12 protein-coding genes are annotated in these 11,958 nt (G+C 69.1%); 7 read left to right on the top strand and 5 right to left on the bottom strand.

What is annotated here, in order from left to right; all coding sequences use genetic code 11:
* The first annotated feature begins 25 nt into the window (after window positions 1-25).
* Window positions 26-1,336, top strand: a complete 1,311-nt coding sequence (locus NF4_RS07020) for an RsmB/NOP family class I SAM-dependent RNA methyltransferase (RefSeq protein WP_063126820.1) — start codon at window positions 26-28, stop codon at window positions 1,334-1,336.
* Between the two features lie 68 nt (window positions 1,337-1,404).
* On the top strand, window positions 1,405-1,752 hold the full coding sequence (locus NF4_RS07015; RefSeq protein ID WP_063126480.1) for an MmcQ/YjbR family DNA-binding protein: 348 nt from the start codon (window positions 1,405-1,407) through the stop codon (window positions 1,750-1,752).
* A gap of 51 nt (window positions 1,753-1,803) precedes the next feature.
* On the opposite strand, the gene NF4_RS07010 is transcribed toward NF4_RS07015, so the two are convergent.
* The 3 genes from NF4_RS07010 to NF4_RS07000 all read right to left on the bottom strand — a co-directional run bounded on the left by NF4_RS07010 (window position 1,804) and on the right by NF4_RS07000 (window position 5,461).
* Window positions 1,804-3,954 carry a molybdopterin oxidoreductase family protein gene (locus NF4_RS07010; RefSeq protein ID WP_063126479.1) on the bottom strand — a complete coding sequence of 717 codons (2,151 nt, stop codon included), beginning with the start codon at window positions 3,952-3,954 and terminating at the stop codon, window positions 1,804-1,806.
* 194 nt (window positions 3,955-4,148) lie between these two features.
* Window positions 4,149-4,922 carry a SigB/SigF/SigG family RNA polymerase sigma factor gene (locus NF4_RS07005; RefSeq protein WP_063126819.1) on the bottom strand — a complete coding sequence of 258 codons (774 nt, stop codon included), beginning with the start codon at window positions 4,920-4,922 and terminating at the stop codon, window positions 4,149-4,151.
* Between the two features lie 116 nt (window positions 4,923-5,038).
* Entirely contained in the window at window positions 5,039-5,461 is a 423-nt protein-coding gene (locus tag NF4_RS07000; RefSeq protein ID WP_030521463.1) for an ATP-binding protein, read from the bottom strand.
* Between the two features lie 237 nt (window positions 5,462-5,698).
* Here NF4_RS07000 and rpe point away from each other — a divergent pair, with 237 nt between their 5' ends.
* On the top strand, window positions 5,699-6,370 hold the full coding sequence (gene rpe / locus NF4_RS06995) for a ribulose-phosphate 3-epimerase (protein ID WP_063126478.1): 672 nt from the start codon (window positions 5,699-5,701) through the stop codon (window positions 6,368-6,370).
* Window positions 6,371-6,409: 39 nt separating this feature from the next.
* On the opposite strand, the gene NF4_RS06990 is transcribed toward rpe, so the two are convergent.
* Window positions 6,410-6,874: a hypothetical protein gene (locus tag NF4_RS06990; RefSeq protein WP_063126477.1), complete on the bottom strand. Its 465-nt coding sequence runs from the start codon at window positions 6,872-6,874 to the stop codon at window positions 6,410-6,412.
* A gap of 662 nt (window positions 6,875-7,536) precedes the next feature.
* Between NF4_RS06990 and NF4_RS06985 the strand changes: the two genes are divergently transcribed.
* From NF4_RS06985 to NF4_RS06970, 4 genes are all read left to right on the top strand, one after another.
* The gene (locus NF4_RS06985; RefSeq protein ID WP_063126476.1) at window positions 7,537-8,157 is read left to right on the top strand and encodes a riboflavin synthase; all 621 of its coding nucleotides are present in this window, start codon (window positions 7,537-7,539) and stop codon (window positions 8,155-8,157) included.
* Window positions 8,158-8,235: 78 nt separating this feature from the next.
* Window positions 8,236-9,480 carry a bifunctional 3,4-dihydroxy-2-butanone-4-phosphate synthase/GTP cyclohydrolase II gene (locus NF4_RS06980; protein WP_063126475.1) on the top strand — a complete coding sequence of 415 codons (1,245 nt, stop codon included), beginning with the start codon at window positions 8,236-8,238 and terminating at the stop codon, window positions 9,478-9,480.
* Window positions 9,481-9,508: 28 nt separating this feature from the next.
* The gene (gene ribH, locus NF4_RS06975; RefSeq protein WP_039825524.1) at window positions 9,509-9,988 is read left to right on the top strand and encodes a 6,7-dimethyl-8-ribityllumazine synthase; all 480 of its coding nucleotides are present in this window, start codon (window positions 9,509-9,511) and stop codon (window positions 9,986-9,988) included.
* A gap of 3 nt (window positions 9,989-9,991) precedes the next feature.
* Window positions 9,992-10,492 (top strand): PH domain-containing protein, encoded by a 501-nt coding sequence (locus NF4_RS06970; RefSeq protein WP_084532919.1) that lies wholly within the window; start codon window positions 9,992-9,994, stop codon window positions 10,490-10,492.
* Between the two features lie 89 nt (window positions 10,493-10,581).
* Here the strand turns inward: NF4_RS06970 and NF4_RS06965 are convergent, their stop codons facing one another.
* The gene (locus NF4_RS06965; RefSeq protein ID WP_063126474.1) at window positions 10,582-11,928 is read right to left on the bottom strand and encodes a DUF1254 domain-containing protein; all 1,347 of its coding nucleotides are present in this window, start codon (window positions 11,926-11,928) and stop codon (window positions 10,582-10,584) included.
* Window positions 11,929-11,958 lie beyond the last annotated feature (30 nt).

The following is an 11,958-nucleotide window of genomic DNA, read 5'->3' as shown; positions in this document are numbered from 1 at the left end:
CACGCCGGCGGATCCGGCGCGCACCGTGGCGCTGGAGACCCTGCGCGCCGTCCGCGAACGGGACGCCTACGCCAACCTGGTGCTGCCCGGACTGCTGCGCGAGTATCGGGTGGAGGGGCGTGACGCGGCCCTGGCCACCGAACTCGGTTACGGAGCGTGCCGGGCCCTGGGTGTGCTCGACGCGGTGATCGCCGACTGCGCCGGCCGTGAGATCGACGAGATCGACGGCTCGCTGCTGGATATCCTGCGCCTCGGCGCCTACCAATTGCTGCGCACCCGGGTCGAACCGCACGCCGCGGTGCACACCGCGGTCGAATTCGCCCGTGCCGAATCCGGTACGGGGCGTTCCGGTTTCGTCAATGCGGTGCTGCGCCGGGTCGCCGAGCGGAGTCCGCGGGAGTGGATCGAGCGGCTTGCCCCCACCGATCCGATCGGCCGCATGGCCTTCGAATACGCCCATCCGATGTGGATCGCGCAGGCGTTCGCCGATGCGCTGGGCGCGGACGCGGGTGAACTGCCGGACCTGCTCGCCGCCGACGACGCCCGGCCGCTGGTGCACCTGGTGGCGCGTCCCGGCGATATCACCGCCGAGGAACTCGCGCTGGTCACCGGTGGCGAGGAGGGCCGGTGGTCGCCGTACGCGGTGTATCTGGAGGGCGGTGACCCGGGCGCGCTGGAACCGGTGCGGGAGGGCATGGCCGCGGTCCAGGACGAGGGCAGTCAGCTGGTAGCCCTGGCGCTCACCCGCGCCCCGCTGCACGGCACCGACGGCGGCCGCTGGCTGGACCTGTGCGCCGGTCCGGGCGGGAAGGCGGCGCTGCTCGGGGCACTGGCCGATATCGACGGTTTCCGGGTCGACGCGGTCGAGCCGGCCCGGCACCGGGCCGAACTGGTCCGCACCGCGACGCGCGGGCTGCCCGTGCAGGTGCATATCGCCGACGGCCGCGACAGCGGCCTGGCCGCCGGCTACGACCGCATCTTGGTGGACGCCCCGTGTACCGGCCTCGGCGCGCTGCGCCGCCGCCCGGAGGCCCGGTGGCGGCGGACCCCCGGTGATACCGCCGATCTGGTTGCTCTCCAGCGCGAACTGCTGACCGCGGCCTGGGACCTGGTGCGCCCCGGTGGTGTGGTGGTGTATTCCACCTGCTCGCCCCATCTGCCGGAAACCGTTGCCGTAGTGGCGGATACGGTTCGACGAACTGGTGCCGAACAACTCGACGCCCGCCCGCTGCTCCCCGGGGTCACCGGGCTCGGCGCGGGCCCGGCCGTCCAGCTGTGGCCGCACCGGCACGGGACCGACGCCATGTTCGTGGCCGCGCTGCGCAAACCGGCGTAACCGCCGGGCGCGCGCGAGTGGCGACGGATTTCCGAACCTGCCGCGTCCGCGCCCGGCACACTGTCGCTATGGGTATCACCTGGGCGCACGTGGTCCGGATGGCCACCGAGCTACCGGAGGTCGCCGAATCGACGTCCTACCGCACCCCGGCGCTGAAAGCGGCGGGCAAGAGTTTCGCGCGCTTGCGTACCGAAGCCGAGGGCGGTCTCGCGCTGCGCTGCGAGATGGTGGAGAAGGAGGCGCTGCTGGCCGCCGGCGACCCTGCCTTTTACACCACCCCGCACTACGACGGCTACCCCTATATCCTCATCGACCTCCACCGTGTCGACCCCGGGCAGTTGCGCGAACTGCTGGACGCGGCCTGGTGGCTGGTCGCGCCCGCGCGGTTACGGCGCGCCCGTGAGCGCGAGCTGTGACCGTACGATCCCACCGGGGGCGAGTCGGGACGGTCCCGGCCCTCGGCGGGCCTAGACGGCGTGGACCTTCACCCAGGTGCTGTTGACCGCGGCATTACCGGAGATACGGTCCACCTGTTCCGGATCGTGTAGCAGGTTCACGTTCGCGCCCGGTACCGCGGCCGCGACGGTCCAGCCGACGCCCGGCTCGCCGTGACCCCAGCCGTGCGGGATGGCGACCGTACCCGGCCGGATCTCGTCGCTGATCTCCACCGGCACCACGATGGAGCCGATGGGTGAGCTCACCGTGACCCGGCCGCCGTCGGACAGTCCGCGCGCGGTCGCGTCCTGCGGGTGCATGAGCGCGGTGCAGCGGTCGCGGCCCTTCACCATCGACGGCACATTGTGCAGCCAGGAATTGTTGCTGCGCAGATGGCGCCGGCCGATGAGGCGTAGATCGAAACCGAGGTCGCGGTCCGCGCCACCCGCGCGCGCCTCGTCGAGGAGCCGGCGTGCCTCGGTGAGGAACTGCCGCGGCGCCAGCTGGACTAAGCGGTCGGCGGTGGCGATGAGCGAATGCAGCCGTGGCTGCAGCGGGCCCAGGTCGATACCGCCGCGGGCTTCGCGCACCTTCTGCAAGGTCACGCCCTTACGGCCCCGGCGCAGTACGCCGTGCGGGCCGACCGCGATACCGAGTGCCGCGGCCCGCAGCGGGCTGAACCGGGCGAAGACCGCGTTGAGGGCGCGGCCGGTGAGCGGGCGCAGCGGAAGCGGCAGGATCTCGGTGGTCAGCCGCGCCATGATCTCCCAGTCCTCCAGTCCCTCCTGCTCGGGTGCGACCGCTCGCGCGTTGAAACGAATGTTGTTGTGCACGCTGAACATGGTGAGCAGGATGTCGAGGTCCTCGCGTTCCAGCGGCGACAGCGGCGGCAGGATGATGTCGGCGTGCCGGGTGGTCTCGGTGATGTACATGTCCACGGCCACATAGAAATCCAGCGAAGCCAGCGCCTTGTCGAGCTGTCCGCGCTGCGGGGTGGACAGGACCGGGTTGCCCGCGTAGGTGATCATGGCGCGGATACGGTCCGGGCCGTCGTCGAGAATCTCCGAGGCCAGCGCGGCGACCGGCAGTTCGAACCGGAACGATTTGTACTTACCGGATCGGTCGGTCCACGCGCCGTAGGACGGCGGCACCCGGCGCGCCAGCGGCAGCAGGTCCACGGCCGGGGTGGCATACATCTGGCCGCCCGGACTGTCGAGGTTTCCGGTGATCGCGTTGATGGTATTGACCAGCCAGTGGGTGACGGTGCCGGTCAGCGTCTGGCACACCCCGATCCGCGCGTACATCACCGCCGATTTCGCGGCCGCGTGCTCGCGGGCCAGCCGCCGGATCGTCTCGGCGTCCACACCGGCGTAGGGTGCGGCATCCTCGGGCGGGAAATCTGCGACCAGTTCGCGGAGTTCGTCCAGTCCGGCGCACTGGGCGCGGACAGCGGTCCGGTCGCAGAGGTCCTCGGTGATCAGTACGTGCAGGACGGCCAGCAGCAGATAGGGATCGCCACCCGGCAGGACCGAGATGTGCTCGTCGGCCAGGCGGGCTGTCTCGGTACGCCGTGGATCGATCACCACGACCTTGCCGCCGCGGGCGCGCACATCCTTGATGCGGTCGCGAGCGCCCGGCATGGTGGTGACCGATCCGTTGGATACCGCGGGGTTGGCGCCGATGATCACCATCCGGTCGGTGCGGTCGATATCGGCGATGGGCATGAGGAAATTCGAGCCGTACATCTGCCAGGCCACGAATTCCTGCGGGAACTGGTCGATCGAGGAGGCCGTGTAGAAATTGCGGGTCATCAGCGCCACGCGCAGCGCGAAGGCGTACATGATCGCCGAATTGTGGGCGGCCGGATTGCCCAGGTACATGCCCACCGCATGCGGTCCGTGCTCCCGGCGCACCCGGCGCAGGCGGCTGCCGATCTCGCGGAAGGCCTCGTCCCAGCCGATGGGCTCGAATCTCTCGCCGACCCGGCGCACCGGGGTACGCAGCCGGTCCGGATCATCGTGCAGGCCCGCCATGGCGGTGGCCTTGGGACAGATGTAGCCCTTGGACAGCACATCGTCGGGATTGCCCTCGACCTTGGCCACCTTCGTGTCCTCGACGGTCACCAGGATGCCGCAGTGCGCTTCGCACAGGGTGCATTGCCGGGCGATGGTTTCAGCGGTCATAACTCACATCACCTTCCGCCGCGTCGTCGTCGACGCGCGACCCGCAGGAGCGCCGGATTACGGGCTGATCCGGCTGATCGGTTGCTGGGGGAGAAAAGCGGGCTCTCGGAATGGTCATTTGAGATAAATACCCGCTCATACTCTCAAAGATGAGGGTAGACCGAACGGCGAAGCAGGCACAACAGGTGCGGCGGTTACTCCCGGGACGACTGCTCGCGCAATCGGGCCAGCGTCTTGGCGAGAATGCGCGATACGTGCATCTGCGAAATACCCATCTGCTGCGCGATCTGCGTCTGGGTCATCGACTCGAAGAACCGCATGGTGAGAATCCGCCGCTCCCGCTCGGGCAACCCGGCCAGCAGCGGCCGGATCGCCACGTATTCTTCGACCCGGTCGAACTGCGCTTCCTCTTCGCCGAGCGTGTCCAGCAGGGACGCGTCCGTATCGCGTCCCACCGAGGCGGCGTCGATCGATGTCGGCTGATAGGCGTTACCCGCGATCACGGCCTGGGTCACTTCGTCCGGATCGACATCCAGCTCGGCGGCGATCTCCTTCGCCGTCGGCGAACGACCCAGCGACTGCGACAGCGAATCCACCGCCGCGCCGATCCGCAGATGGGTCTCCTTGACCCGGCGCGGCACCCGCATCGCCCAGGTGTTGTCCCGGAAATACCGGCGCACCTCGCCCATGATCGTGGGCACCGCGAACGACAGGAAGTTCGAACCGCGCGAGATATCGAAGCGGTCCACCGCGTGCACCAGGCCCACCCGGGCCACCTGGGTCAGATCGTCGAACGGTTCGCCGCGACCACTGAACTTCCGGGCGATATGGTCGGCCAGCGGAATGCAGCGCGCGATCAACTCGTTGCGCAGCGCCGCCTGCTCCGCCGAATCCGGTTCGGCAGCGGCGAGCCGGACGAACAGATCCGCGACATCGTCGTATCCGCCCGCCGAGGACGAGTTCTCCAGCTCCTCGCGGGTTTCGGTATCGGCCTCGGCATCGGCTTCGGCGGTGTCGGCCTCGCTCGCCGATTCCCGGTCGTGCTCGTCCTCGGGAGATTCGAGCGGCTTGTCCTGCTCGCTCACTACGCTTTCCCCCGGACCCGACGGAACTCGACCGCTGTCGGATATCCGGAAACCTGCTGGTCGAAGGGGTCCTGCCGGGCGTCCACCGAATCGGTCAGGGTACGTAGGACGTGCCAGCCGAAACTGCGCGCGTCGGGCAGTCCCTCCTGCGCCGCCACCCCGGCGACCTGCACCCGTAATTCGGTGTCGCCGATGCTGAACACACACTGCAGGCTCGTCTCGGGCGCCGCCAGGCCGATCAGCGTGGAACACGCCTCGTCCACCGCAAGCCGGATATCGGCGACCTCGTCCAGCGTGAAATCACTGAGCAGGACCAGAGTCTCGGCGAGACCGCGCACGATCGGCAACTGCGTCACCGATGCCGCCACCCGAATCTCCACCGGGGCACCGTGGAGCCCTTGTTCCGCCGAAGTATTGATCACGCAGCCGAGTGTATGGGCGCATCGTCACACAGAGGGGGGCGGGGCACGCCCGCAGGCGGAATCCGGCCGGGAAACCGGGTCCGCGATGCCGCACGTCTGGTCCCGATGGGCGGCGACCACGCCCTGCCGGAGGCGCCACCGGCGAACACGGCCCCCGGGCCCGCGCCGTTGCGGGCACCGCCATACACTCCCGCTGTGACTGCGTCCGAGCCCACGTTCACCCGTCCTACGGTCCCGATGATCGCCCCGTCGATTCTGTCAGCCGATTTCGCCCGGCTGGCCGACGAGGCCGATGCGGTATCGACCGCCGACTGGTTGCACGTCGATGTGATGGACGCGCATTTCGTCCCGAATCTGACCCTGGGACTGCCGGTGGTGCAGAGCTTGCTGAAGGCCACCGATATTCCGCTGGACTGCCATCTGATGATCGAGGATCCGGCCCGGTGGGCGCCCCCGTACGCGGAAGCGGGTGCCTACAACGTGACCTTCCATGCCGAGGCGACCGAGGATCCGGTGGCCGTGGCGCGTGATATCCGGGCCGCCGGCGCCAAGGCTGGGTTGTCGGTGAAGCCGAACACCCCCATCGAGCCGTACCTGGAGATTCTGCGCGATTTCGACACGCTGCTGGTGATGAGTGTCGAGCCCGGGTTCGGCGGACAGTCGTTCATTCCGGAGGTGCTGGAGAAGGCCCGGATCGTGCGGCGTCTGGTCGATGCGGGGGAGCTGCGCCTGGTGGTGGAGATCGACGGCGGAATCAACGCCGACACCATCGAGCAGGCCGCGGCGGCCGGTATCGACTGCTTCGTGGCGGGTTCGGCGGTGTACAACACCGAGGATCCCGGCGCGACGGTGGAGAAACTGCGCCGGCAGGCCGAGTCGAGCCGGTCGGTGCACCACGCCGCCTACTGACGCCCCCGCCGGTGCCGTCGACGGGCGGACGGCCACCGGTCAGCGCAGACCGCGACCGCCGCTTTCCCGGGCGGCGTCGATCACCACGTGCTGTGGTGGCCGGGTGCCCAGCGCGTCCGGCCCCGCCACCCACAGGCGGTAGCCGCTGGCCTCGTCCTCGGCCGAGGGCAGCACGATCTGGCTGCCGGTGCCCGCGACGGTGGTGTAGAGGCGGAAGAGTTCGGCGGCCGCGGCGGCGGTGAATTCGTCGTGCCGGGTGGGGCCGGTCAGGAAGGTCCAGCGTCGCGCCCGCGGATGGGCGAAGACCGGACCGGCGATACCCGCCGCCCGCAGCTGCCCCAGGACCTGTTCACCGAGTTCGGTCGGCATGGTGACGGCGCCGTAGGTGGCGCCCACGTGCAGCAGGATGCGTCGGGAGGCGGCATCCACCACCGCGGGCAGTAGATCCTTCTCCCGGTACCGCCGGCAGTGGCGCTCCAGGGCGGATTCGGTGAAAGTGGTCATAGCGGTTCGGCTTCCTCGAGGAGTGGTGGTGTGCCCGGCCGGGGCGCGGGCATCCACCGGGGCGGATGTCGCACGGATCCGACGGGTGTGGTCACCGCAGGGATCCGGTGCCCGGACAACACTGTCGCCGCGCCGAGAGACGCTGGATCACCGCGGCGGTGCGGGGTCTCCCCGGCCCGAGCTGTCGTGGGCGGATCCAGTTGTCGTGATGGCTTGTGGCGCACGGTGTTCCGCGGCGGTGGCCGTCCTCGTACGAATACTGCGCCGGGCCGCACCGCGGGGTGGTCGAGGTGGGTGAACCGGTCACCTCACAATATTGCGTCAGCCGCTGTGAGCGTGCAAATCGAGAAACATTTCGGGTTTCGATGCGGTATCGGTGGGGCAAAGAGAGGGCGAGTGAGTCCGGTCCGGACCGGATCGCGGCCCGTCGGAAGTGGTATGAGCGAATGCCGGCCGAATGTGACCGCCATCTCTCGATCGGAAAATTTCCGGATCGCCTCCCGCGGTGCCGCGGCCGCCCGACCAGGCGCTCCCGCAGGGTGGTCCGCGTCATGGCCGGGCCGGGGGGCGGGAACTAGTCTGGTCGTGGACGGCGAACTGGGAATACTCGGTACCACTCCCGCCGTTCCGTATGCGGAACACCGACGCGAACGGGAGAAGACATGTTCACGGGCATCGTCGAGGAACTGGGCGAAATCGTCGCCCGCGAACAATCCGCCGACGCGGCGCGGCTGACGATCCGCGGAAAAGTGGTCACCTCCGATGCCGGACACGGAGATTCGATCGCGGTCAACGGTGTCTGTCTGACCGTCGTCGACGTCGTCGACGACGCGTTCACCGTCGATGTCATGGGCGAAACGCTGCGCCGGTCGAGTATCGGCGGTCTGGAACCGGGTTCGCGGGTCAATCTGGAGCGCGCGGCCGCGGTGAACAGCCGGCTCGGGGGCCATATCGTCCAGGGGCATGTGGACGGCACCGGCACCATCCTGGCCCGGACCCCGGAGGACAACTGGGAAGTGGTCCGGATCTCGCTGCCCGACGCGATCGCCCGGTACGTGGTCGAGAAGGGCTCCATCACCGTGAACGGCATTTCGCTCACCGTCTCCGGGCTGGGCCGGGCCGACACACCGGCCGCCGACGGCAACCGGGATTGGTTCGAGGTCTCGCTCATCCCGACCACGCTGAGTCTCACCGATCTGGGCGCATCCACCCCCGGGACCGTCGTGAACCTCGAGGTCGATGTGATCGCCAAGTACGTCGAGCGCCTCCAGCAGCGCGGTTGATGACTGCGGCCGCGCCCGAACCGGCCGAACAGACCCAGTAGTGTGATCGGGGACCTATCGAGATGGAGCATTACAGACGTGACCAGGTTCGACAGCATCGAGCGCGCGGTCGCCGATATCGCGGCCGGTAAACCGGTCGTCGTGGTCGACGACGAGGACCGGGAGAACGAGGGCGACCTCATCTTCGCCGCGGAGAAGGCCACCCCGGAGCTCGTGGCGTTCATGATCCGCTACACCTCGGGTTACATCTGTGTACCGCTCACCGGTGACGATTGCGATCGGCTGGGATTGCCGCCGATGTACGCGGTGAACCAGGACAAGCACGGCACCGCGTACACGGTGTCGGTGGATGCCCGCGAAGGCGTGACCACCGGTATCTCCGGTGCCGACCGGGCCACCACCATCCGGCTGCTGGCCGACGGCGATGCCAAACCGAACGATTTCACCCGTCCCGGTCATGTGGTGCCGCTGCGCGCCAAGGACGGGGGCGTGCTCCGGCGGCCCGGTCATACCGAGGCCGCCGTGGATCTGGCACGGATGGCCGGGCTGCGGCCGGCCGGGGTGATCTGCGAGATCGTCAGCCAGAAGGAAGACGGGCATATGGCCCGCACCGATGAGCTGCGAGTTTTCGCCGACGAGCACGAACTGGCGCTGATCTCGATCGCGGAGATGATCGCCTGGCGGCGTAAGCACGAGAAGCATGTCGTGCGGGTGGCGCAGGCGCGTATCCCGACCGTGCACGGCGAGTTCACCGCCGTCGGGTACCAGAGCATCTATGACGATGTCGAACATGTCGCGCTGGTCCGCGGGGAGGTCGGTGACGGCGAGGACATGCTGGTCCGGGTGCATTCGGAGTGCCTGACCGGTGATGTGTTCGGTTCGCTGCGCTGCGACTGCGGGCCGCAGCTGGATGCGGCCCTGGAGATGGTGGCCGCCGAGGGCCGCGGCGTGGTGCTCTACATGCGCGGGCACGAAGGCCGCGGTATCGGGCTCATGCACAAGCTGCAGGCCTATCAGCTGCAGGATTCGGGCCACGACACGGTCGACGCCAATATCGAGCTCGGCCTGCCCGCCGATGCCCGCGACTACGGGACCGGCGCGCAGATCCTGGTCGATCTGGGACTGCGGTCCATGCGGCTGCTCACCAACAACCCGGCCAAACGGGTGGGGCTCGACGGCTACGGACTGCGGATCACCGAGCGGGTGCCCATGCCGGTCCGGGCCAATGCCGAGAACCTGCGCTACCTGCGCACCAAACGCGACCGGATGGGCCACGACCTGGTGGGTCTCGATGATCTGGATCTGGGGGAGACAGCGCAGTGACGTCCTCCGGATCGAAAGGCGGAAACCGATGAGCGGCACCGGAGTACCGAGTTTCGCGCTCGCCGACGCCAAGGACCTGCGGCTGGCGATTGTGGCCTCGCGCTGGCACACCGAGATCTGCGACACCCTGGTCGCCAACGCCGAACGCGTCGCCGCGGAGGCCGGGGTGCGCCACACCACCGTCGCGCGGTGCGCCGGGGCGATGGAGCTGCCGGTGCTGGCCCAGGAACTGGCCCGTACCCACGACGCCGTGGTCGCGCTCGGCGTGGTGATCCGGGGTGACACCCCGCATTTCGACTATGTCTGCGATTCGGTGACCGCCGGCCTGACCCGGGTCTCGCTGGACGAGAGCACCCCGGTTGCCAACGGCGTGCTCACCACCAACGACGAAGCGCAAGCCCTCGACCGGGCCGGTCTGCCGGATTCGGCGGAGAACAAGGGCGAACAGGCGGCGGCCGCCGCCTTGGACGCCGCCCTCACCCTCCGCGGCCTGCGCGCGGCGGGCTGAGCCGTGCCGGTCGTACGGATCTGGCGCCGGGGGGAAGCCTCCGGCGGTGACTCGGGCGGCTCTCCCGAATGGGAGCTGGAGGTACGCCCGCGGAAGTCGCGTCGCACGGCGGTGATCGTCGCGGTGCTCCTGGTGGTGGCCTTCGTACTGTTCGGCGTCTTCCTGCGGACCGACTACACCGGGGTCAACTTCCGGGTGGTCGATCAGTTCGCGATGGCGTGCATCGGGATCTTCGGCGCTGCGGCCGTCCTACTGCTCACCCGCCCGCGCGTGCGGGCCGGCCGGCGCGGGGTCGTGGTCCGGAATGTGCTCGGAGACAACGAGTTCGAATGGAAGCATATCCGTGGTGTGACGTTCCCGGACCGTAAGGCGTGGGCTCGGCTCGAACTGGTGAACGACGATTACGTCCCGATGCTGGCGGTGCGATCCAACGACGGTGAGCACGCCGCAGCGGCCCTGGACCGGCTCCGCGACCTCGGCGTCAAATACGCCCCGCCGGACTGACCGGGCCCGGTGCCCGGCTCCGGACGAGCCGTATCGCCTGCCGTGTCCCGGCCGCTGCCGGGTCTCGTGGGCCCGTCGGCGACGGGCGACTACTCCACCCGGACGATCGGCGGCAGCTGGTAGCTGCCGTCGAAAACGGCGTCGCGCGGTTCGTAGATACGCAGCATCGGCCGGAACGGGCCGGCCGGAGCGGGTAGCCAGTTGGCCCGCCGCTGCGGATCGGTGGGTTCGTCGTGCTGCACCACCACGGTCAGCGATCCGTCCTCCGTCCGCAGACCGGGCGTCCGGTCACCCAGCGAGTAGCGTCCGATCGGGTTCTCGACCAGGAAGAAATCCGGGGTGTCGTACATGGTCAACGACCAGAATGCCCCGCAGGGTGGTGGCTCGGTGAAGCGCACCTCGTAACGGTGGGAGCCGTGCAGCGGCCGGTCGTCGCCGTCGGTGAAGGCCACCGCGTAAGCGGCCTCGTAGCCGTGGTTGCCCCAGAGTCCGGCGCGGGCCGCGCCCGCACGCAGCAGATAGCGGTCCGGGTCGTCGGGGAGTTTCCAGTGCGGATCGTCGAGGGCGCCGACGCCGAAGAAATCCAGGTTGTAGTCGAAGAGGTGATAGGTCAGATTCCAGCCGTTCTGCCGCGGCGCGCTGCTGTGGGTCGCGGCCGTCTCGAGGCGCTCCTTGCCGACCGCGAGGCCCTCCCGCAGTGCCGACGCCCGTTCCGGGTCGAGATCGGTGTAGGGCGTATCGGCGTCCAGCAACCCCAGCGGCTCGTAACGCCGCTGGTAGCGGCGGTCACGGTCGGCGGGCGGGAAGGCCCGGATACCGACGCGGAGCTCTTCGAAGAAACGCAGATCTTCCGGGACCCCCGGCGCGGGGGCGGGCAGGTCTGGGGCGGCCGCGGTCGGCATGAGGTGCAGGGCGTTCTGGAGGGCGCGGACTGCCGGTAGATCCGACTCCCCGTCCACGGCCCACCGGCCCACGATGGTGGCGACTGTGGTCGGGAACTCGATGACGGTGACGCCCTCCGGGGGCATACCGTCCCAGCCGGGCGCGACCAGCAGATACGCCCCCGGGAGAGTGCCGGTGGCGCGATGACCGATATAGGCGAAGTTGTTCGTCCAGGCGTCGACGAACTGCATCACGTAGTAGCGGCCCGCCGTATCCGGTATGTCCAAGCGCACCGGGCCGGCCGCGGTGGAGACATTCGCGATCGAATAGACGGTGTCGTTGTTGATGGAGACGAAGGTGTCCTGCGGCCCGGCCAGCGCGGTGGCATGGCCGAACACGTTGAGCGGGGTCGGCGGCAGGCCGCCTACCCCTTCTCCGATGAACCGCGCGATCTGCCGGAGGTCGTAGACGAGCGGGAAACCGTAGACGAACGCGTCGGCCGCCAGGGTGGCGAGTTCGGCCCGGGACAGCCCGGCGGTATCGGTGCTCGGCATGACACCAGGGGACCACCGGATACGGCGCGG

This window comes from Nocardia fusca NBRC 14340 (assembly GCF_001618425.1).
Classification (GTDB): Bacteria; Actinomycetota; Actinomycetes; order Mycobacteriales; family Mycobacteriaceae; genus Nocardia; species Nocardia fusca.
This window is presented reverse-complemented; position numbering and strand designations above follow the sequence as displayed.

Excerpts from the sequence above, each read along its gene's own strand:
- NF4_RS07015 (WP_063126480.1), top strand. The coding sequence starts at position 1,405 with ATGGGTATCACCTGGGCGCACGTGGTCCGGATGGCCACCGAGCTACCG.
- NF4_RS07010 (WP_063126479.1), bottom strand. The coding sequence starts at position 3,954 with ATGACCGCTGAAACCATCGCCCGGCAATGCACCCTGTGCGAAGCGCAC.
- rpe (WP_063126478.1), top strand. The coding sequence starts at position 5,699 with ATGATCGCCCCGTCGATTCTGTCAGCCGATTTCGCCCGGCTGGCCGAC.
- NF4_RS06990 (WP_063126477.1), bottom strand. The coding sequence starts at position 6,874 with ATGACCACTTTCACCGAATCCGCCCTGGAGCGCCACTGCCGGCGGTAC.
- NF4_RS06985 (WP_063126476.1), top strand. The coding sequence starts at position 7,537 with ATGTTCACGGGCATCGTCGAGGAACTGGGCGAAATCGTCGCCCGCGAA.
- ribH (WP_039825524.1), top strand. The coding sequence starts at position 9,509 with ATGAGCGGCACCGGAGTACCGAGTTTCGCGCTCGCCGACGCCAAGGAC.
- NF4_RS06965 (WP_063126474.1), bottom strand. The coding sequence starts at position 11,928 with ATGCCGAGCACCGATACCGCCGGGCTGTCCCGGGCCGAACTCGCCACC.